The sequence below is a fragment of the Nocardia brasiliensis genome, from assembly GCF_011801125.1.
Taxonomy (GTDB): Bacteria; Actinomycetota; Actinomycetes; order Mycobacteriales; family Mycobacteriaceae; genus Nocardia; species Nocardia brasiliensis_C.
Genome location: NZ_CP046171.1, coordinates 5,623,889 through 5,643,925, shown reverse-complemented (window position 1 = coordinate 5,643,925; position 20,037 = coordinate 5,623,889). Strand labels below are relative to the sequence as shown.

At 68.5% G+C, this 20,037-nt stretch carries 20 protein-coding genes; 18 read left to right on the top strand and 2 right to left on the bottom strand.

Annotation, left to right across the window (positions count from 1 at the left end; all coding sequences use genetic code 11):
• Positions 1-104: 104 nt before the first annotated feature.
• The 13 genes from F5X71_RS25580 to F5X71_RS25520 all read left to right on the top strand — a co-directional run bounded on the left by F5X71_RS25580 (position 105) and on the right by F5X71_RS25520 (position 13,138).
• On the top strand, positions 105-2,561 hold the full coding sequence (locus F5X71_RS25580) for a Tex family protein (RefSeq protein WP_428981396.1): 2,457 nt from the start codon (positions 105-107) through the stop codon (positions 2,559-2,561).
• A gap of 33 nt (positions 2,562-2,594) precedes the next feature.
• A complete protein-coding gene (locus tag F5X71_RS25575; RefSeq protein WP_167464312.1) occupies positions 2,595-3,488 on the top strand; it encodes a hypothetical protein in 894 nt (297 codons plus the stop codon).
• A 486-nt stretch (positions 3,489-3,974) separates the two neighbouring features.
• Positions 3,975-4,316: a 50S ribosomal protein L19 gene (gene rplS / locus F5X71_RS25570; RefSeq protein ID WP_029893064.1), complete on the top strand. Its 342-nt coding sequence runs from the start codon at positions 3,975-3,977 to the stop codon at positions 4,314-4,316.
• Positions 4,317-4,558: 242 nt separating this feature from the next.
• Positions 4,559-5,341, top strand: a complete 783-nt coding sequence (gene lepB, locus F5X71_RS25565; RefSeq protein WP_167464311.1) for a signal peptidase I — start codon at positions 4,559-4,561, stop codon at positions 5,339-5,341.
• A gap of 28 nt (positions 5,342-5,369) precedes the next feature.
• Positions 5,370-6,176, top strand: coding sequence for a ribonuclease HII (locus F5X71_RS25560; RefSeq protein WP_428981395.1), 807 nt, complete (start codon positions 5,370-5,372; stop codon positions 6,174-6,176).
• A gap of 46 nt (positions 6,177-6,222) precedes the next feature.
• Positions 6,223-6,528 (top strand): DUF2469 domain-containing protein, encoded by a 306-nt coding sequence (locus tag F5X71_RS25555; protein WP_011210678.1) that lies wholly within the window; start codon positions 6,223-6,225, stop codon positions 6,526-6,528.
• A 111-nt stretch (positions 6,529-6,639) separates the two neighbouring features.
• Entirely contained in the window at positions 6,640-6,996 is a 357-nt protein-coding gene (locus F5X71_RS25550; protein WP_167464310.1) for a YraN family protein, read from the top strand.
• Positions 6,996-8,504, top strand: a complete 1,509-nt coding sequence (locus F5X71_RS25545; RefSeq protein ID WP_167464309.1) for a YifB family Mg chelatase-like AAA ATPase — start codon at positions 6,996-6,998, stop codon at positions 8,502-8,504. The genes F5X71_RS25550 and F5X71_RS25545 overlap by 1 nt, the downstream gene beginning before the upstream one ends.
• Before the next feature lie 29 nt (positions 8,505-8,533).
• On the top strand, positions 8,534-9,694 hold the full coding sequence (gene dprA / locus F5X71_RS25540) for a DNA-processing protein DprA (protein ID WP_167464308.1): 1,161 nt from the start codon (positions 8,534-8,536) through the stop codon (positions 9,692-9,694).
• Positions 9,695-9,760: 66 nt separating this feature from the next.
• Positions 9,761-10,000, top strand: a complete 240-nt coding sequence (locus tag F5X71_RS25535; RefSeq protein WP_167464307.1) for a ribbon-helix-helix protein, CopG family — start codon at positions 9,761-9,763, stop codon at positions 9,998-10,000.
• Positions 9,997-10,431, top strand: coding sequence for a PIN domain-containing protein (locus tag F5X71_RS25530; protein WP_167464306.1), 435 nt, complete (start codon positions 9,997-9,999; stop codon positions 10,429-10,431). Before F5X71_RS25535 ends, F5X71_RS25530 begins: the two co-directional genes overlap by 4 nt.
• Positions 10,432-10,507: 76 nt before the next feature.
• Positions 10,508-11,431: a tyrosine recombinase XerC gene (locus tag F5X71_RS25525; protein ID WP_167464305.1), complete on the top strand. Its 924-nt coding sequence runs from the start codon at positions 10,508-10,510 to the stop codon at positions 11,429-11,431.
• A gap of 201 nt (positions 11,432-11,632) precedes the next feature.
• Positions 11,633-13,138, top strand: coding sequence for a M23 family metallopeptidase (locus F5X71_RS25520; protein WP_167464304.1), 1,506 nt, complete (start codon positions 11,633-11,635; stop codon positions 13,136-13,138).
• Between the two features lie 88 nt (positions 13,139-13,226).
• Here the strand turns inward: F5X71_RS25520 and F5X71_RS25515 are convergent, their stop codons facing one another.
• Positions 13,227-14,687, bottom strand: coding sequence for an MFS transporter (locus F5X71_RS25515; protein ID WP_238815466.1), 1,461 nt, complete (start codon positions 14,685-14,687; stop codon positions 13,227-13,229).
• Positions 14,688-14,742: 55 nt separating this feature from the next.
• Here F5X71_RS25515 and F5X71_RS25510 point away from each other — a divergent pair, with 55 nt between their 5' ends.
• Positions 14,743-15,477, top strand: coding sequence for a TetR/AcrR family transcriptional regulator C-terminal domain-containing protein (locus F5X71_RS25510; RefSeq protein WP_167464303.1), 735 nt, complete (start codon positions 14,743-14,745; stop codon positions 15,475-15,477).
• Here the strand turns inward: F5X71_RS25510 and F5X71_RS25505 are convergent.
• Positions 15,459-16,190 (bottom strand): lipase family alpha/beta hydrolase, encoded by a 732-nt coding sequence (locus F5X71_RS25505; RefSeq protein ID WP_167464302.1) that lies wholly within the window; start codon positions 16,188-16,190, stop codon positions 15,459-15,461. The genes F5X71_RS25510 and F5X71_RS25505 overlap by 19 nt on opposite strands.
• Positions 16,191-16,395: 205 nt before the next feature.
• On the opposite strand from F5X71_RS25505, the gene F5X71_RS25500 reads away from it, so the two are divergent.
• From F5X71_RS25500 to F5X71_RS25485, 4 genes are all read left to right on the top strand, one after another.
• On the top strand, positions 16,396-17,121 hold the full coding sequence (locus tag F5X71_RS25500; RefSeq protein WP_194250728.1) for an acetoacetate decarboxylase family protein: 726 nt from the start codon (positions 16,396-16,398) through the stop codon (positions 17,119-17,121).
• A 242-nt stretch (positions 17,122-17,363) separates the two neighbouring features.
• A complete protein-coding gene (locus F5X71_RS25495) occupies positions 17,364-17,729 on the top strand; it encodes a YidH family protein (protein WP_167464300.1) in 366 nt (121 codons plus the stop codon).
• A complete protein-coding gene (locus tag F5X71_RS25490; protein ID WP_167464299.1) occupies positions 17,726-18,034 on the top strand; it encodes a DUF202 domain-containing protein in 309 nt (102 codons plus the stop codon). The genes F5X71_RS25495 and F5X71_RS25490 overlap by 4 nt, the downstream gene beginning before the upstream one ends.
• Positions 18,035-18,081: 47 nt before the next feature.
• Positions 18,082-19,995, top strand: a complete 1,914-nt coding sequence (locus F5X71_RS25485; RefSeq protein WP_167464298.1) for an alkyl/aryl-sulfatase — start codon at positions 18,082-18,084, stop codon at positions 19,993-19,995.
• The last annotated feature ends 42 nt before the right edge of the window (positions 19,996-20,037 follow it).

Below are 20,037 nucleotides of genomic sequence, written 5' to 3'. Positions count from 1 at the left end.
GGGGCGTCCGAGTGCAGGCAGGGCGCTTGCGCCGGGGTGTATCGGGCAGGCCGGTGCCCCTGGGTGTGGACCCCGTGTCGGCCGACGGAGGTAGTGTCTCCGGCGTGACGACAGCGCCCGAGACCACCAGTGCAGAGTCCCAGCCCGTGTCCGCCCCCGCGACGATCGTGAGTCAGGCCAGCGTGAATCGCCGCATCGCCGACGAACTCGCGGTGCGCGAGACCCAGGTGCGTGCCGCCGTCGAGCTGCTCGACGCGGGCTCGACCGTGCCGTTCATCGCGCGGTACCGCAAGGAGATCACCGGCGGTCTCGACGACGCGCAGCTGCGGCAGTTGGACGAGCGTCTGCACTACCTGCGCGAACTCGACGAGCGCCGCGGCGCGATCCTCGAATCGATTCGTGGCCAGGGCAAACTCGACGACGCCCTGCACCAGCAGATCATGCTCGCCGAGACCAAGGCCCGGCTCGAGGACATCTACCTGCCGTACAAGCCGAAGCGGCGCACCAAGGCGCAGATCGCCCGCGAGGCGGGACACGAGCCCGTCGCCGACGCGCTGATCTGCGATCCGACCACCGATCCCGCGCAGTACAGCGCCGAGCAGCTCGACGGCGCGCGTGCGATCCTGGTCGAGCGCTTCGCCGAGGACGCGGACCTGGTCGGCGAGCTGCGCGAGCTGATGTGGAACCGCGGCCAGATCACCTCGACGGTGCGCGCGGGCAAGGAAGAGGCGGGCGCCAAGTTCGCCGACTACTTCGAGTTCAGCGAGCCGTTCACCAAGCTGCCCTCCCACCGCATCCTTGCGCTGCTGCGCGGCGAGAAGGAAGAGGTGCTGACCCTGCACCTCGAGCCCGATACCGACGCGGACTCGTCTGGTCGCTCCGCGCACGGGGAACCCGGCGAGCGGACCATCTACGAGGGCCGCATCGCCGTGAAGTTCGGCATCGCCGACAAGGGCAGGCCCGCCGACTCCTGGCTGCTGGACACCGTGCGCTGGGCCTGGCGGACCAAACTGCAAGTGAGCCTTGGTATTGACACCCGCATGCGGCTGCGTCAGGCCGCCGAGAAGGACGCGGTGGACGTGTTCGCGGCGAACCTGCGCGACCTGCTGCTCGCCGCGCCCGCGGGCACCCGCACCACCATGGGCCTGGACCCGGGCTACCGCACCGGCGTGAAGGTGGCCGTCGTCGATGCCACCGGCAAGGTGGTCGCCACCGAGGTGATCTACCCGCACAAGCCGCAGGGACAGACCGAGAAGTCGCTCGCCGTGCTCGGCGCGCTGGTCGCCCGGTTCGGTGTCGAGCTCATCGCCATCGGCAACGGCACCGCCTCGCGCGAGACCGATGCCCTTGCCGCCGAGCTGATCTCGCGGATCCCGGAGAACAAGCCGACCAAGATCGTGGTGTCCGAGGCGGGCGCCTCGGTGTACTCCGCATCGGCCTACGCCACCCAGGAACTGCCCGACATGGACGTGTCGCTGCGCGGCGCGGTGTCCATCGCGCGCAGGCTGCAGGATCCGCTCGCCGAGCTGGTGAAGATCGATCCGAAGTCGATCGGTGTCGGCCAGTATCAGCACGACGTGTCCGAGACGCTGCTCGCCCGCTCGCTGGGCGCGGTGGTCGAGGACGCGGTGAACGCGGTCGGCGTCGACGTGAACACGGCCTCGGTGCCGCTGCTGTCGCGGGTCTCGGGCATCGCCGGGTCGGTCGCGGAAAGCATTGTCGCGCACCGGGATCAGCACGGGCCGTTCCGCAGCCGGACCGCGCTGCTCGACGTCCCCCGCCTCGGCCCGAAGGCGTTCGAGCAGTGCGCGGGCTTCCTGCGCATCCGCGGCGGTGACGACCCGCTCGACACCTCCGCGGTGCACCCGGAGGCATACCCCGTGGTGCGCCGCATCATGGAGTCGACCGGCCGCGACATCACCGAGGTCATCGGCAACACCACCGTGCTGCGCGCCCTGCGCGCCGACGATTTCACCGACGAACGCTTCGGTGTGCCGACCGTCACCGACATCATCACCGAACTCGAGAAGCCGGGCCGCGACCCGCGCCCGGAGTTCAAGACCGCCGAATTCGCCGCGGGCGTAGAGAAAGTGGCCGACCTGGAGCCCGGCATGGTGCTCGAGGGAGTGGTCACCAACGTCGCCGCGTTCGGCGCGTTCGTCGATATCGGCGTGCACCAGGACGGCCTCGTGCACGTCTCGGCGATGTCGCACAACTTCGTCAAGGATCCGCGCGAGGTCGTGAAATCCGGCGACGTGGTCAAGGTGAAGGTGCTCGAGGTCGACGTCGCCCGGCAGCGCATCGGGCTGTCGCTGCGCCTGGACGACGAGCCGGGCGCCCCGGCCAAGGGCGAGAACCGGCAGCGCGGTCAGGGTGGCGACCGCAGGGGCGGCCCGGAGCGGCAGAATGGTCAGGGTAGGAGCCAGCAGGGTCGCAACCAGGGCCAGGGTCGCAACCAAGGCCAGGGTCAGTCGCGCGGCGGCGGCAATCAACGCCGCAACGCGCCCGCGCCCAGCGGTGCGATGGCCGACGCGTTGCGGCGGGCCGGTTTCGGGCAGTAGGACGCTTATCGCGGATGGAGGATGCGGGAAGCCATGCGACGGTGGCTCGACGATGATGTGATCGCGCAGGGCAGGCTCCCGCTGCTGTGCTTCCTGCTCGGGTTCATCGTCGGCTTCCTGCTCATCCGGCTCAGCGTCCGGCTGATCCGCAAACAGGTGCGGTGGTGGCCGGGCAACCTGCGCTCCGGCGGCGTGCACATCCACCACATGGTGTTCGGGGTGATCCTGGTGCTGGCCTCCGGCATCGGCATGGTCACCCTCTACCAAAGTGCCGACACGGCAACGGCGTCCGCGCTGGCCGCCGCCTTCGGCGTCGGTGCGGCCCTGGTGCTCGACGAGTTCGCGCTGATCTACTACCTGCGCGACGTGTACTGGGAGGAGCAGGGCCGCACCTCGGTGGACGCGGTGTTCGTCGCGCTCGCGGTCACCGGCTTGCTGCTGCTCGGCTTCCATCCGCTGTGGATGCTGGACATCAACGACTTTCGCAGCGACCCCGACATCGAGGTCCGCGTCTTCGTCGTCGCCTTCGCCGTGGTGAACCTCGGGCTCGCGGCCATCGTGATCGCGAAGGGCAAGATCTGGACCGGCCTGTTCGGCATGTTCTTTCTACCGCTGCTCGTCGTCGGCGCGTTGCGGTTGAGCAGGCCCGGTGCGCCGTGGGCGCGCTGGCGCTACGGCGAGCGCCGCAGGCTGATGTATCGCGCGATCGTGCGCGAACGGCGCTATCGGCGCCCGGTGATCCGCGCCAAGATCTTCGTCCAAGACCTGGTCGCCGGCAAACCGGACGTCGAGCACGTCCGCACCGCCGCCGAAGCCGAACTGAGCAGAACTGTCGTCCCCGCTCCACCCGCCCCCCACCGCCACCACCTCTCCCTCTTCTCCCACGACCACGAGCCCGACCCGGAACCCGCCACCCCCGAGCCCTGACCCTCGCGTGCGAAATCACGTGCCGCGCGAGTTGGGGTGTATCGCGCACGGTTGGTCGTGCAGTGCGACTTTTTCCTGCGCGCCTTGCGATTTCGTGCGTGGGTTGCCGCGCCGGGATCCGTTGGTTCCCGCGAACACGGTGGCGGTGCGGCGCGCCTCGGCAGAACGGCTGCGGCCATACCGCCGCGGCCGCTCGACGGTTGCGCCCACCCGCGGTCCGACCGGCGGTGACACCGGCAAGCCCATGCCCTGCGGCGGGCCGGGCGAGAACGGTGCGTTCGCCACCGGCCCCCGCGATGGGGATCTGGGCCACGCGGAGCCCCTCGGGCGGGGGCGATTTTTCTCCCGACCTGCCGATCTGGCACAATGCTCAGGTTGCCCTGGGTGAGTATCGGCCCGGCGCACCCCCTTAATCGGAGCATGAACCGGTCGAGCACGTCCAGTGCCGCCAGGGTCCTCTGTTCGCGCGAACCCAGAAGGATGGAAATGAACACCCTTGACTTCGTCGACGAGAAGTCGCTGCGCAGCGACGTCCCCGACTTCCGGCCGGGCGACACCCTCAATGTGCACGTGAAGGTCATCGAAGGCTCGAAGGAGCGCATCCAGGTCTTCAAGGGCGTCGTCATCCGGCGCCAGGGCGGTGGCATCCGCGAGACCTTCACGGTCCGCAAGGTGTCGTTCGGTGTCGGCGTGGAGCGCACCTTCCCGGTGCACACCCCCAACATCGACCACATCGAGGTCGTCACCCGCGGTGACGTCCGTCGTGCCAAGCTCTACTACCTGCGCGATCTGCGCGGCAAGGCCGCCAAGATCAAGGAAAAGCGCTGAGCTCCTGAAGCAGCACCCAAGCTTTTCGTAGCCCGGCCCCGGAACCCCGTTCCGAGGCCGGGCTATTTGTTTGCGGCGGTCGAGGAGGGTCCGCCGCCGCGAAGTACGTGGGTAAGGCGGGGTTCAAGATCTGGCCGCCGGGGCGGATCGGAGTGGTGGGGGCGCGGAATCCGCAGACAAGTGGGGTGGGGTCGTAGCCCGGCGTCGGACGCGTCACAGCATGCCGGGCTAATCTGTTCGGCGTGGCAGACGAAAGTGGGTCGGTGTCGGTGTCCGATTCGGGCGACGAAGGGGTCTCGCGCCGTCGCGGCAAGCGGCGACGGGAGAAGAAGCAGCGACCGTTCTGGCAGGAGCTGCCCATCCTCATCGTGATCGCCGCGGTGATCGCCGCGCTGATGGTCACCTTTGTCGGGCGGCCGTACGTCATTCCGTCGCAGTCGATGGAGACCACGCTGCACGGTTGTGCGGGCTGCACGGGCGACCGGATCTACGTGCAGAAGCTGAGCTATTACTGGGGCGACCCGCAACCCGGCGACGTGGTCGTCTTCGTCGGCCCGCCGTCGTGGAACACGCACTACCAGTCGATCCGCTCGGACAACGCCGCGGTGCGCGGTGTGCAGAACTTCTTCTCGTTCTTCGGCCTGGTGCCGCCGGACGAGAACGATCTGGTGAAGCGGGTCATCGCGGTCGGTGGTCAGACCGTCGAATGCTGTGACGCGCAGGGCCGGGTCAAGGTGGACGGCAAGCCGCTGGACGAGCCGTACGCGCGCTACATCTTCCCGTACGTTCCCGGCCAGCCGTACGGCCCGGGCGGCGGCCGGGAGTTCAAGCCGGTGAAGGTGCCGGAGGGGCACCTGTGGGTGATGGGCGACAACCGCAACGAGTCCGCCGATTCGCGCGCGCACATCAGCGACGAACTGCAGGGCACCGTTCCGGTGGACAATGTCCGAGGCAAGGCGGTGTTCAAGATCTGGCCGCCGAACCGGATCGGTCCGGTGCGCTCGCAGAACGCCCAGACGAACTGATCATCAGCGGCCGCAGCATAATTGGACGGTGGGGCAAAGCCGAGTGGTACACAGCAGTGGGTGGCCGCCGCGCGTGGTGATGCGCAGGGCCGGTGGATTGCGCACGCTCGAAGCAGCGCTGATCCGCAGCGGCCTAGGTCCCGTCGCGGGTGTCGACGAGGCGGGCCGCGGGCCGTGTGCTGGTCCGCTCGTGGTGGCGGCGTGCCTGCTCGCGCCGAAGGCGTACGACAAGCTGTCCGGGCTGGACGACTCCAAGAAGCTGACCGAGGCGGTCCGCGAGGAGCTCTACCCGGTGATCCTGCGGCTGTCGCTGGCCTGGAACGTGGTGGTCATCCCGGCCTGGGAGATCGATTCGATCGGCATCCACGTCGCCAATATCGAAGGTATGCGCCGTGCGGTGGCCGGGCTCGGACAGCGGCCCGGCTACGTGCTGACCGACGGATTCCGGGTGCCCGGCATTCCGGTGCCGTCGCTGCCGGTGATCGGCGGTGACGCCGCCGCGGCCTGCATCGCCGCCGCCAGCATTCTGGCCAAGGTCACCCGAGATCGGATGATGGTCGAGCTGGACGAGCAATTTCCCGGCTACGGGTTCGCGGCGCACAAGGGCTACAACACGCCCGAGCATATCGCCGCACTGCGCACCCTCGGCCCGAGCGATGAGCACCGGCGCTCATGGCGCAATGTCCGTGAGATGGCCGGTCTGCGGCCGGTCGCCACGGTGGCCGACGCGGCCGACCAGGTGCTCGCCGGCGAGGTCGACACCATGCTGTCCGATGATTCAGAAGCCGTGCGTACGGATAGCCGAGTGGCTACCGGCGCGACCCATGCGCGATGATGTCAGCAACTGACGCAACGCGGCGAGAAGGAGGACGTCCCACCCGATGAGTGCCGAGGACCTCGAGAAGTACGAAACCGAGATGGAGCTCTCGCTGTATCGCGAGTACAAGGACATCGTCGGTCAGTTCTCGTACGTGGTGGAGACCGAACGCCGCTTCTACCTGGCCAACTCCGTGGAGTTGCGCCCGCAGAACGCCGACGGTGAAGTGTATTTCGAGGTTCGGATGAGCGATGCCTGGGTCTGGGACATGTACCGTCCCGCCCGCTTCGTCAAGCACGTCCGTGTGATCACCTTCAAGGACGTGAACATCGAAGAGCTCGAGAAGCCGGACCTGCGCCTGCCGGAGTAGTCGCCCGCCGGTGCCCGGCGAGTTGTGCACAGGGCGCCGGTTATCCACAGCCGCGTTATTTCCCCAGGTCAGCGCCCAGGGGCGCCGTGCGGCACCGAGCACGCTGACCTGGTGACAGACAAACAGACACTCGGTGCGCACGGAGAAGAACTGGCCGCGCAATTCCTGCGCACGGCGGGCATGGAGATCGTCGCCAGGAATTGGCGTTGCCGCTACGGCGAACTCGACCTGATCGCGCAGGACGCCGAGGTCACCGCGTTCGTCGAGGTGAAGACCCGCTCCGGGCTCGGCTTCGGGGTACCCGCCGAATCGGTCACCTTCGCCAAACGGCAACGCATCCGGCGCCTCGCGCTGCTGTGGCTGGCCGAACAACAGGGTCCGTGGCGGCGGATCCGCTTCGACGTCGTCTCGGTGCTGCTGACCCGCGGCCACAGACCGGTGATCGACCACCTCGAGGCGGTGTTCTGATGGCGCTCGGCCGCGCCCATTCGGTCGCCGTCACCGGGGTCGACGGACTGCTGGTCGAGATCGAGGCGGATATCGGGCAGGGATTGCCGTCGGTACATCTGGTCGGGTTGCCCGATACCGCACTGCAGGAGTCACGCAACCGGGTGCGCTCCGCGGTGGCGAATTCGGGGGAGAAGTGGCCCGACGGCCGGGTCATCCTGGCGCTCTCGCCCGCGACGTTGCCGAAGATCGGCAGCGTCTACGACCTCGCCCTCGCCGTCTCGGTGCTGGACGCGGCCGGCGCGGTGCCCTCGGAGCCGCTCGCGAAGACGGTGCTGCTCGGCGAACTCGCATTGGACGGCCGGGTGCGTCGGGTGCGCGGCATCCTGCCCGCGGTGATCGCCGCGCGCAACGCCGGATGGCCCGCGGTCGTGGTGCCGGAGTCCGCGCTGGCCGAGGCCGGACTCGTCGACGGTATAACGGTTTTGGGTGCGGCGAGCTTGCGCGCGGTGGTCGCCTGGTTGCGCGGGGAGAACACGCTGCCTGAGCCGGACGGTGCCGTGCCCGCCCCGCGGCGTCCGGGCGGCGACCTGAGCGAAGTGGTCGGGCAGGACGAGGCACGGTGGGCGCTGGAGGTGGCCGCGGCAGGCGGGCACCACCTGCTGCTCACCGGACCGCCCGGCATCGGCAAAACCATGCTCGCGCAACGGCTTCCCGGGTTGCTGCCGCCGCTCTCGGAAGCCGAGTCGCTGGAGGTGACCGCCATCCATTCGATGGCAGGCGTGCTGTCCGGCGACCATCCGCTGGTCACCACGGCCCCGTTCGTCGCGCCACACCACTCCACCTCGGTGACCGCGATGATCGGCGGTGGATCGGGCACCGCGCGCCCCGGCGCGGTGAGCCGGGCACACCGTGGCGTGCTCTTTCTCGACGAGTGCGCCGAGATCGGTACCAAGGTGCTGGAGGCGATGCGAACGCCGTTGGAGGAGGGCGAGGTTCGTATCGCCCGCCGTGACGGCGTCGCCCGCTATCCGGCGCGCTTCCAACTGGTGCTGGCGGCGAATCCCTGCCCGTGCGCACCCGCCCGCGATATCGACTGCATCTGTGCGCCGCTGGCCCGCCGCCGGTATCTCGGCAAGCTCTCGGGCCCGCTGATGGACCGGATCGACATCTGGGTGCAGATGCGCGGTCAGTCCGGGGCCGCGTTCAGCACGGACCGGTCCGAGAGCAGTGCGGTGGTGCGTGAGCGGGTCGCGGCCGCCCGGCAGGCCGCCGCCCACCGCTGGCGCGAATACGGCTGGCTCACGAATGCCGAAGTGCCAGGCCATATCCTGCGCCAACGCTTCCACCTGCCGCCCGAGTCGATCGCCCCGGTCGAAGCCGCGCTCCGCCTCGGCCGCATGTCCGCCCGCGGCGCGGATCGAGCCATCCGGGTCGCCTGGACCATCGCCGACCTCCGTGCCGCCGATCTCCCCACCGCCCAAGATGTCCTGGCAGCCCTGAATTTCCGCCAGCGAGGCGCGCCGTGACCGGGGGAGCGGTAGCGGAGGAACGGGCCGTGGGATCGACGGATGCGGATGACGCGCGACGGTTGGCTTGGGTGTATCTGTCGCGGGTGGTCGGCGGGCCGTGTGCGGCGCTGTCGGCGCTGATCGAGTCGGTGGGCGTGGTGGAGGCGGCGCGGGCGGTGCGTGAGTGCGCGCTGCCGGAGTCGCTGCGCGGGCCGACCGAGCAGCGGCGCGGAATCGACTCGGCGGCAAGGGATCTGGAGTGGATGGCGCGGATCGGTGGCCGGGTCGTCACGCCCGACGACGCGGAGTGGCCGTCCTGGCGGCTGCTCGGCCTCGCGCAACTCGATGCCGCGCGGGACCGGGACAGCGCGGTGCCGCTGGTGCTCTGGGTGCGTGGCCCCCGCTCGTTGCAGCAGGCGAGCGAGCGGGCCGTCGCGGTGGTCGGCGCTCGATGCAGTACTGGATATGGCAACCACGTCACCGGTGAGATCGCGGGTGAGCTTGCGACGCAAGGATGGACGATCGTGTCCGGCGCCGCCTTCGGGATAGACGCGATGGCGCACCGGGCGGCCCTGGCGGTCGGCGGTGTCACCATCGCGGTACTCGCCTGCGGCGTCGATCGTCCGTATCCGGCCCAGCATGATCGTTTGCTGGCCGAGATCGCCGAAACCGGTGTGGTGGTCAGTGAATACCCGCCAGGCACCCCCGCGCACAAACATCGATTCTTGGCCAGGAACCGGGTGATCGCCGCCCTGGCGGACGGCGTGCTGGTGGTCGAGGCGGGTGCGCGCAGCGGTGCCCGCAACACGGCGAAATGGGCTCGGCGCCTGGGGCGTCCGGCGTTGGCGGTCCCCGGCCCGGTCACCTCGGCCGCCTCTCTCGGCTGTCACCGCATGATCCGCGACGGCGAGGCGCGGCTCGTCACCCGTGCCGAAGAGGTGATCGACGAGGCGGGCCCGCTGCGGCTGTCGCCGACCGCGGCGGCGAACTCGACCACCGCCGAAATCCTGTCCGGCGACGAGGCCGTCGTCTTCGCCGCGCTGCCGCCCGGCGGCGCCCGGCTGCCGCGCGAGATCGCCGATGCCTCGGGTTTGTCCCTGGCCGTGGTGCGGGCCGCGCTGCCCGCCCTGGAACTCGCCGGGCTCGTCGGCACCGATCAGGGCGGCTGGTTCCGCACCAGCGACCGCCCGACCACAGAGAAAGCCTGATCGACATGTACACGACACCACTAAAAGAGGCAGGTCACCATGTATGGCACTGGTACCATAACCACCATGTTGAAGAAGACGACGGTCATGGTCGACGAGGAGGACCTGGCCCTGATCAAGGCGGCCGCGGCGCGGGAGGGCCGGCCGGAATCGGAGATTTTCCGCGAGGCATTCCACATCGCCGCACTGCGCACGAAGCGATGGAGCGAAGACTGGGACATTCCCACGCTGCGTTCCGGCCGCAGCTGGACCCACGACGATCTCAAGCAAATAGTGCAGGAGGAGATCATCCGGCGGAACACGTGATCGTCATCGCCGACACCTCGGGGCTGTTCGCCGCGTTCGACGCGGCCACCCCCGAGCACGACCGGGCGCGCGCCGCCTTGGCCGCCGCGGCGCTGACGGTGGTCTGCCCGCTGGTGTTCCTGGAGCTCGAATACCTCGTGAAACGGGACTTCGACACCTCGACGGCGGGCGTGATCAATGACTGGCTGCTCGAACACGAGCCGACCGGCCGCGTCGCCGTGCCCGCCCTGCACAGCGACTATCTGCGCAAGGCGCGGGCGGTGCAGAACCGGTACGCCGACCTGCGACTGGACCTCACCGACGCCGTGAACGTCGTACTGGCCGCCGAATTCGAGACCGACGTGATCCTGACCCTCGACCATCGAGACTTCCGGGCTATTCGACCGTTGACCGGCGCCGAGGCCTTCCGCATCCTGCCGGAAGATCTGTGATGGACGAGCCGCATCGCCACCGCCCGAAGCGGCGCGGTGGCTTGCCAATCCGCGAGCCGGTGAGGACTGTGGTGGGATGGAGGAACTACCCGAAGACCTGGAAGCGCTGCTGACGGAGTACGGCAGGCATCTGAGTCTCGGGCGCAATCGTTCGGCGCACACGGTGCGCGCCTACCTCGGTGACGCGCGCGCACTGCTGGGGCACCTGTACGCCCGGTCCGCGGATTCCGCGGTGCGCGAACTCGATCTGGCGCTGCTTCGCTCCTGGCTCGCGCAGCAGGCCGCGGCGGGCGTGGCCCGGACAACGATGGCCCGGCGCGCCTCCTCGGCGCGCACGTTCACCGCATGGCTCACCCAGACCGGACGCCTGAGCGTCGATCCGGGACTGCGGCTCGGTTCGCCCAAAGCGCACCGCGTGCTGCCCGCCGTGCTCGGCCGCCAGCAGGCGGTCGGCGCCATGGATGCGGCGGAATCGGGTGCCGCCCAGCATGATCCGATGTCCCTGCGCGACCGGCTGATAGTAGAGTTGTTGTACTCCACCGGAATTCGAGTGAGCGAGCTGTGCGGCCTCGACATCGAGGACGTAGATCGGGAGCGCCGCGTGGTGCGCGTGCTCGGTAAGGGCAACAAGGAACGCTCGGTGCCGTTCGGGGTGCCGGCCGACGAGGCGATCGGCGCCTGGCTCCGGCACGGTCGCCCGGACTTCGCGACCGCCGAGTCCGGCCGCGCCCTGCTGCTCGGCCGCCGGGGCAAGCGTCTCGATCAGCGGCAAGCCAGAACCGTTGTGCACGATGTGGTTTCGGCCATACCCGGCGCACCGGACATGGGCCCGCACGGACTGCGGCACACCGCCGCCACCCATCTGCTGGAGGGCGGCGCCGACCTGCGCGTCGTCCAGGAATTGCTCGGGCACGCCAGTATGGCGACCACTCAGCTCTACACACACGTGTCCATCGAGCGCCTCAAGAAGGTGCACGACCAGGCGCATCCGCGCGCCTGACCTCGATACCCGTCGCGCGGACCGGGCATTCGCCGAACGTGATCCAATCGTGATTAGACGGGCTTAATCCTTCCTATAGAATCACCAGCTCTGCTGGGCTTACGCGGTCTGTCGTTCTACGCTCGCTGTCGGGAAAAGAGAACTCGCGCAACGGTATTGCGCGCCGATAAATCACTGACCGACGTAGGAAGTTGTCTAATCTTGAGATCGACCGATCCGCGGCACTCCAGCGGATGGATAATATCGAGTGCCATCACAATAGTGGTCAGCATCACCATCATCGTCTTGGCGGTGGCGGCCGGTCCGGTCGGCGCCGAGCCCACCCCCGACGGACTCGACGACGCGATCAGCGATACCCTTGTGCGCGAACAGGTTCCGGAGGCCACCGAAAAGGAACCGGTGATCGATCGCATGCGCAGCGACGGTGAGTGGGTGTTCGGCGCCGCGACCGTTCCGCAGGACAGCGACAGCGAGGACGCGCCGAAATCGACGCTATATGTCGCGAAACTCGACGATGACGATGATTGGACCGTCGCGCTGGAAGGAACCCCGGAGTTCGGTCATCTGGTGAGTTCGGCACCGGAATCGGTGGTGAGTCACGGCGAGAAGGCGGCATTGACCGCGCCGCAACCGCGTTCGGCGAACACCGCGCTTTCGCTGCCGTGGCCGCAGGGACAGGCTTGGTATATGGGCGGCGGTCCGCACGGAGTTTCCGGTTCGAGTCGTCCCTACAATTCCGTGGATTTCAACGGCGGCGATGGACGAGTGCTGGCTCCCGCGTCCGGGCGGGTTTACAAGACGTGTGTGCGCAATGGCAGTGCCGAGGTGAAAATCGTGCACAACAACGGCTTGACCACCACGTACTACCACATGACCAACGTGATCGACGCCGCGAACGGGGCCGAGATCGCGGCAGGCACCTACTTGGGGCGCATCGGAACCCAATTGCCGTGCGGCGGTTTCGCCAGTGGTCCGCACGTGCACATGTCGCTCTACCGCGGCAACCAGCCGATCGCCTTGAACGGTACGACCATGGGCGGCTGGACATTTCGGGAAGGTCCGGATGCTTACGGCGGCTACGCCGAACGCGAGGGCAAGCAGGTCCGCGCCGGTGGGCGCTTGATGAACTACGGCGGCGGTGACAATTCGAACCCGGCTCCGCCGACCACTCCCGAACCGCGGGAGCCGACCACGCCGAAGCCGCCGACACCGGCGCCCACGACACCCAAACAGCCTGCCCCCGCGCCCGATCCCAGCCTGGCCAACGGCATCGTGCGCCCCTACCCGGACCGCAATCGAAAGGTCAACCTGCGCTCCGGCCCCGGCACCCGCAACGGGATCGTCGGCACGGTCCGTGACGGTGACTCCGTGACGATCGTCTGCACCGCTCGCGGTGACCGGCTGTCCGGCAAATGGGGCCCGACCGATCTGTGGAACAAGCTCGACACCGGCCAGTGGATCAGCGACGGCTTCCTCTACACCGGCAGCAACGGCCCCGTCGCCCCCGCCTGCGACGCGCCCGCGCCACCCGCCCGCCCCGGACCGGAACCGGGCACGGACGGCGAGCAGGACCAGTCCGGCGATCCGCCGGACCAGACCGACGACCAGCAGGACCAAACCGACGACGAATGGTCGGACGACGACTGGTCCGGCGACGACTGGGCCGACGATGGCTGGACCTGGAGCTGGTGGCATTACTACTGGTGAGCCGCCCGTCAGGTGAGCCGCACGCCCGGACCCACAACGAGGTGGGTCCGGGCGCGCGGCTGTCGCTGACCGGCCCTGTGTCGCAGTCCTAGCCGACGTCGACCGGATCGGTCTGCGGCTGTTCGACCGGCTTGCTCGGCTTGCGCAGCAGCACCAGGCCGAGCAGTGCGGCCGCGAGACTGAAGCCCGCGCTGATCCAGGCCCCGGTGGACATCGCGGCGGTGAACGCCGCCTTCGCCGGTTCGGCGAGGCCGAGTTGGAAAGCGGCGCCGATGGATTCGCGCGCTGCCTCGGGTGCGTCCGCGGGCATGTGCTCGGTGAACACGCCCGCCAGCACGCTACCCAGCATGGCGATGCTGATCGCCATGCCGACCTGCTGCAGTGTGTCGTTCATGGCCGAGCCGACGCCCGCGTGTTCGAGCGGGATGGCGCTCATGATCGCGGCATAGGCGGCGGGTCCGGCCAGGCCGCCGCCGACGCCCATGACCAGCATGCTGACCAGCACCCATAGATAGCCCTCGCCGAGCGCGAGGATCGTGAACGCACCGCTCATCACCAGCAGCCCGGAAACGATCAGCGTCTTGTTGCTGAGCGACTTGCCCAGTGTCGCACCGAGTCCGTTGCACACGGCCGCGGCCACCGCGTAGGGCAGTAGTGCCAGCCCGGCTTTCATCGGCCCGTACCCGAGCACGAACTGGAGGTACTGGGTCAGCATCAGCATGACCGCGCCCATTCCGAACACCATCAGCAGCAGGGTGAGGCAGGTGCCGGTGAAGTCGCGTTTGCGAAACACCGCCAGCGGCAGCATCGGGTGCTCGGATCGGCTCTCCCACACCACGAATCCGACCGCGGCGAGCACGGCGAGCGCGATTATCGCGATGTTCCACTCCCGCTCGATGATCACGTAGACCGTCGAGACGAGCGCGACGATCGACAGCAGCACCCCGACGAGGTCGACCGGCCGCTGCTCACCGGTGGTTTCGGGCATCAGCACCACCGCGGCGCCGATCGCAAGCACCGCGACCGGGATGTTGAGCAGGAACACCGAGCCCCACCAATAGTGCTGCAGCAGAAAGCCGCCCAGCGTGGGCCCGGCCACGATGCCGACCATCGAGACGGTCGACCACGCCGCCATCGCCTTGCGCCGTTCGTCCTCGGCGAACGTGGTCATCAGGATGGACAGGGTCGACGGCATCAACAGCGAGCCGCCGATGCCCATGGCCACGCGCGCGCCGACGACCTGCCACGGTTCGGTCGCGAGCACCGCGGCCAGCGACGCGACCCCGAAGACGGCCAAACCGACGATCAGCATCCGCCGTCGGCCGAACCGGTCGGACAGGCTGCCCGCGGTGAGCAGGAGCCCGGCGAAGACCAGGACGTAGGCGTCCAGGATCCACTGGATGTCCGCGGGCGTGGCATTCAGTTCCCGAATCAGTGACGGGATAGCGAGATTGAGCACAGTGCCGTCGAGCATCAGCACCAGCAAGGACAGACAAAGGACCCCCAGAATCCACCAACGGCGAGGATCTCGTACAACGTTCGATTCCACTCGCACAGCGTACGATTAACTCGAACAGTGTGCGAGTCAATATAAGATCGACTACGTGACCAAGCAGTTCGATTCGGTGTGGCTCCGCGAGCCACGCCGCCCCAAGGCGTCGGGCCTGCAGCGCGAGCAGATCGTCGCCGCCGCGGTGGAACTCCTCGACGCCGAGGGCCTAGAGGCGTTGAGTATGCGCAAGCTCGGCGCGAAACTCGGTGCGGGCGCGACCAGCCTGTACTGGTATGTCGCCAACAAGAACGAACTGCTGGAGCTGGCGCTGGACGAGTTCTGGGGGATGGTCGAGACGCCGGAACCGGACGAGGTGCCGTGGCGAGAGCTGCTGTCGACCTTCGCCTACAACTTCCGGTCGCTGCTGCGCGCGCACCCCTGGGGTGCGGCGCTGATCGGTCGGTTGCCGAGTATGGGACCGAAGGCGCTGCGGGTCACCGATCGCCTGCGCCGCGGGTACACCGGTGCCGGATTCCGCGGCACGGACGTCTACCTTGCCAGCGGGGCGGTGATGTCGTATGTGCTCGGCGTGGTGCTACCCGAAATCGCCTGGCGAAATTCCTACGGCAGCCATGAACTCGACCGCGCGTCCGTGGTGGAGATGATGGAACACGCCGCCCGCGACTACCCCGAGCTGCGGGCCGACTTCCGCAAGACCACCCCGGACAACCCCGAGTTCGCTCGTGCGATGGCGTTCGACTTCGGTCTGCTCTGCGTCCTCGACGGCCTCGAAGCGCGGCTGCGCAGCGACCGGGAATTCGAGCAGAGCTACACCCCGCCCGGGTAGAGGCCGGCCTCGACGGTGATCGCGCCGTCCGGCTCGTCGACGTAATCGCCGTCGCAGTCGCCGGTCAGGGCCTGCCCAACCTGTTGCCAGACGGCCGGGTTGGCCGGTTCGAGGGCGTGGTCCAGCCCGCCGTTGCCCAGCGAGGGGAACGGGGTCATCCGGCACTGGCCGCCGTCGAGTCTGCCGTCGGCCCACTCGCGTGCGCTGCGGATCGAGTAGTACTTCGTCGGTCCGGGAGTGTCGTCGCCCGCGTTCAGCGCGGTCATGAAGTCGGTCCCGGGACAGGCTTCGGGGGCGGCGGGCTGCCCGCACGCGCCCGGCGATCCGTATTGCGCCGCGCCGATCGAGACGTACGTGCCGATCTCGCGCGCGCCGCCGAGCGACTTCAGATAGAGCCGGGCGCTGAGCGCGCCGATGCTGTGGGTCACCAGATCGATCTTCGCGTCCGGTCGCCGGGCGCGGGTCTCGGCGACGGTGCGGTCGATGGCGGCGGCGTCGGCGGTGAGGTCGAAGCCGTTCAGGTCCAAGACCTGCACCTCGGTGCCGTCGGTGCGCAGCGAGTCGGCCATCGGTCCGTAGGGGAGCGCGCCGATGTACTGGCCGGGCACGATCAAGACGACGCGGCTCGGCTCGGCCGCGTGCGCTGTCGCGCTCGCGCCGATGGTGAGCGCGGTGATGAGGGCGAGGAGTGCGGACAGCGAGCGCGTCGGCATGGTTCGGGCAACCCTTCGGCAGCGGCGGCGGTCGGGATACGCCGCGGATCGTGTTTGCTCCACTATTGCCGCAATCGGACGCGCCCAGGGAGCGTTGATACCTGTTCCCATGTTGATTACTCCTTCTCCGTGGCGTTCCAGGTTGGTAAATTAGAACGCGTTCTAGTATTGGCGCGTCCTTCGGGCATTGCGGGAAGGCATTCGAGTGAGCACCCATACGGTTCTCGGCCGGGAAGTTCGCATGCCCGTGCGGATTCGGCTGGCGCACGCGTTCATGGCGACCTATCTGGTGCCTGCCGACGCCGCGCAACGACTCATCGACTATTCGGGTCTGCGCGTGCTGCGGTTGCCCGCGGCTCGAGCGATGTGCTCGCTCGTGTTCGTCGAATACGTCGACGGTGATCTCGGTCCCTACAACGAGTTCGGCGTGTCGTTCATGGTGCGCCATCATCGCGCCGATCGCGGCCGCGCCGACCTGCGCGCGCTCGCGACGAACCAGGCCGGTGTGTTCATCCACCAACTGCCGGTCGACGGCGACTTCACCCTGGCGGCCGGGCGCGGTATCTGGGGATTTCCCAAGCAACTGGCCGACTTCGACGTGCATCACGATGCCTCGCCGCGGCACGGCACCCTCCATCGCGACGGTGATCTCATCGTCGATCTGACTGTGCGACAGGGCCTCGCCATGCCGCGCCGCACCGGCGCGGCCACCTCGTTCGACGCCTACTCCCACCTCGACGGCGTAACCCGGTGCACGCCTTGGCGGATGGCGCCGTCCGGCATGCGCGCCAGGCCCGGCGGCGCCACGCTGACCCTCGGCGAGCACCCCATCGCAGCGGAACTGCGCGCACTGGATCTACCTCGTCGCGCGATCACGACCTCGACCATCGCCAGACTGGCCATGACCTTCGAGGACGCCGTCCCCGTCTGAATCACGAATAACCGCATGGTCACGGCGTCGCGCGGTTCGTAGCGTCCCTACGCGTGCCCGGTTAGGGTGACGTAGCCGAGCGTTTGCCTGCGTGGGAAGGTGCCCAGTGGATTCCGACGACCAGCACGGGGTGTTCGACACCCTGCCTGCGTCACGGGAGACACGCGCCGCGCGGTCGGGGAACGGGTGGGCGTCGGCGATATTCCGGGGACTTCGCGCGGTGGCCGGGTAAGGGTGAAGGTATGACGCTACCTACCCCTGACGCCGAATCCGAGGACGGCGAGGAGTACCTCGACTACCGATTCACCCTCGCCAACGAACGCACCTTTCTGGCGTGGATGCGCACCGCGCTCGGCCTGCTCGCCGGGGGCGTCGCGGTGCATACCCTGGTGCAGCCGATCCGGTTGGGCGGGGCGCGGCGTGCCCTGGCACTGAGCTGTCTGGTGCTCGCGGTGTCCGTCGCGGTGGGCGCCTACGCGCACTGGCGGCGGGTCGGTGTGGCGATGCGGCAGGGGCGGCCGCTGCCCGAAACCGTGCTGGTGCCGGTCCTTTCGGCCGGCATCGCCCTGGTTTCGGTGCTGGCGGCCGTCGCGGTGTTGCTGCGATGAGCCGCGCCGGGCTCGCCGCGGAACGGACCGCCCTCGCCTGGCGGCGCACCGCCGTGGCCGCCATGATCACCGGCGCGTTGTTTCTGAATCACGCCGTCGCCAACCAGTGGCGTCCCGCGGTGGTGGCGCCGATCGGCGCCGCGCTCGCCATGGTGGTGCTGGCGGGCACCTGCTATTTCCGCAACCGCAGCCTGCGCCTCGGTCGGGTCGGCCGCGGCGGATCCGTTGTCGCCGTGGCGACCACGGTGGTGGTCGCCGTCGCGGTGCTCGCCGCGGTCGTCGCGATCACCGACCCGTGGCCGTGACAGCCACGAGCCCAGCATCTTTCGGCACCGAATTCCAGGAGGATGACATGAGCACAGCGACCGAGCCGAGCGACTTCATCGTCGCCGAGCAGCAGCGAGCGGCCGCCGCGATGCCGTTCGCCGACACCGCCGACCTCGCCGACGCCGACCGCGGCTTCCTCGTGGCACTGGAACCCGGCGTGGTGACCGCGGCCGACGGGACCGTGCTGTGGGACAACGACTCCTACGAGTTTCTGCGCGAACCGTGCCCTGCCTCGGTGAATCCGAGTCTGTGGCGGCAGTCCGGGCTGGTGACGAAGCAGGGATTGTTCGAGGTCGCTGCCGGGATCTATCAGATTCGGGGACTCGACCTGTCCAACATGACGCTGGTCGAGGGCGAGACCGGGGTGCTCGTGATCGATCCGCTGATCTCCGCGGAAACCGCGGCCGCCGGACTCGCGCTGTATCGCTCACAGCGCGGTGACCGGCCGGTGACCGGACTGATCTACACCCATTCGCATGTCGACCACTTCGGCGGTGCGCTCGGGGTGACCACCGCGGAAGCGGTCGCGGCGGGACGTTGCCCGGTACTCGCGCCCGCGGGGTTCATGGAACACGCGGTGGCCGAGAACGTTTATGCCGGAACGGCAATGGCTCGCCGAGCCGGCTATATGTACGGTGCGGTGCTGCCGCGCGGACCGCTCGGCGCCGTCGGGGCCGGGCTCGGCCAGACCACCTCGGTCGGCACCGTCACCCTGCTCCCGCCGACCCGCGACATCACCGCGACCGGCCAGGAGGAGACCGTCGACGGAATCCGGATCGTCTTCCAGATCACGCCCGGCACCGAGGCGCCCGCGGAGATGAACTTCTACTTCCCGGACCGGCGCGCGCTGTGCATGGCCGAAAACGCCACGCACACACTGCACAATCTGCTCACGCTGCGCGGGGCGCTGGTCCGCGACCCGTACGTCTGGGCGAAATACCTGACCGAGGCGATCAACCTGTTCGCGCGTGAGTCGGATGTCGTGTTCGCCTCGCACCACTGGCCCACCTGGGGCACCGAGCGGATCGTGGAATACCTGGCCCTGCAACGGGATCTATACGGATATCTCAACGACCAGACCTTACGGTTGCTGAACCAGGGCTACGTCGGCACCGAGATCGCCGAAATGCTCACGCTGCCACCGGCGATCGAGAACGCCTGGCACACCCGCGGGTACTACGGTTCGGTCAGCCACAACGTCAAAGCCATCTATCAGCGGTATCTGGGGTGGTTCGACGGCAACCCGGCCCACCTATGGGAGCATCCACCGGTCGAATCCGCCAGGCGGCACGTGGAATTCATGGGCGGGGCCGACGAAGTCCTGCGCAAGGCGCGTAAGTCCTACGAGGCGGGGGACTATCGGTGGGTCGCCCAGGTGGTCAACTACGTGATCTACGCCGATCCGGCCAACGACGCCGCTAAAGCGTTGCAGGCCAGTACCTTCGAACAGCTCGGCTACGGCGCGGAGAACGCCACCTGGCGCAACTTCTATCTCAGCGGCGCCTACGAGCTGCGCTACGGCTGCTTCGGGACGCCGACCAAACCCGGCTCGCCCACGATGCTCGCCGCGATGACCGTCGGGCAGATATTCGACGCGATGGCGGTGCGGGTCGACGGGCCGAAGGCCTGGAGTCAGCGGGTCGTCACGGATTGGGAATTCAGTGACGAGAAGCGGACGCACCGGCTCGAGCTGCGCAACGGGCGCCTGACCCACTACGAGCGCCCGGACGGCGTGGGCTTGCCCGAGCCCGACGCGACCTTCACGTTGACGAAGGCGACCCTCGTCCGCGTTCTTTTGCTAGGGGAGGACTTCGGCGTCGCGGCCGCCGCGGGCGACATTCTGATCGAGGGTGACGTCACCAAGCTGGCCGAACTCGTCGGCGTGTTCGACGCGCCCGACCCGGACTTCGCCATCGTCACCCCGCGGGGCACCGTCTAGGGCTCGTCTCATACGTCCCATCCGGCGCCTCCACAGTCCAAC

Bases quoted from the DNA above. Each gene is read 5' to 3' on its own strand.
- F5X71_RS25575 (WP_167464312.1), top strand. From the start codon at position 2,595: ATGCGACGGTGGCTCGACGATGATGTGATCGCGCAGGGCAGGCTCCCG.
- rplS (WP_029893064.1), top strand. From the start codon at position 3,975: ATGAACACCCTTGACTTCGTCGACGAGAAGTCGCTGCGCAGCGACGTC.
- F5X71_RS25555 (WP_011210678.1), top strand. From the start codon at position 6,223: ATGAGTGCCGAGGACCTCGAGAAGTACGAAACCGAGATGGAGCTCTCG.
- F5X71_RS25545 (WP_167464309.1), top strand. From the start codon at position 6,996: ATGGCGCTCGGCCGCGCCCATTCGGTCGCCGTCACCGGGGTCGACGGA.
- F5X71_RS25535 (WP_167464307.1), top strand. From the start codon at position 9,761: ATGTTGAAGAAGACGACGGTCATGGTCGACGAGGAGGACCTGGCCCTG.
- F5X71_RS25525 (WP_167464305.1), top strand. From the start codon at position 10,508: ATGGAGGAACTACCCGAAGACCTGGAAGCGCTGCTGACGGAGTACGGC.
- F5X71_RS25505 (WP_167464302.1), bottom strand. From the start codon at position 16,190: ATGCCGACGCGCTCGCTGTCCGCACTCCTCGCCCTCATCACCGCGCTC.
- F5X71_RS25495 (WP_167464300.1), top strand. From the start codon at position 17,364: ATGACGCTACCTACCCCTGACGCCGAATCCGAGGACGGCGAGGAGTAC.
- F5X71_RS25490 (WP_167464299.1), top strand. From the start codon at position 17,726: ATGAGCCGCGCCGGGCTCGCCGCGGAACGGACCGCCCTCGCCTGGCGG.
- F5X71_RS25485 (WP_167464298.1), top strand. From the start codon at position 18,082: ATGAGCACAGCGACCGAGCCGAGCGACTTCATCGTCGCCGAGCAGCAG.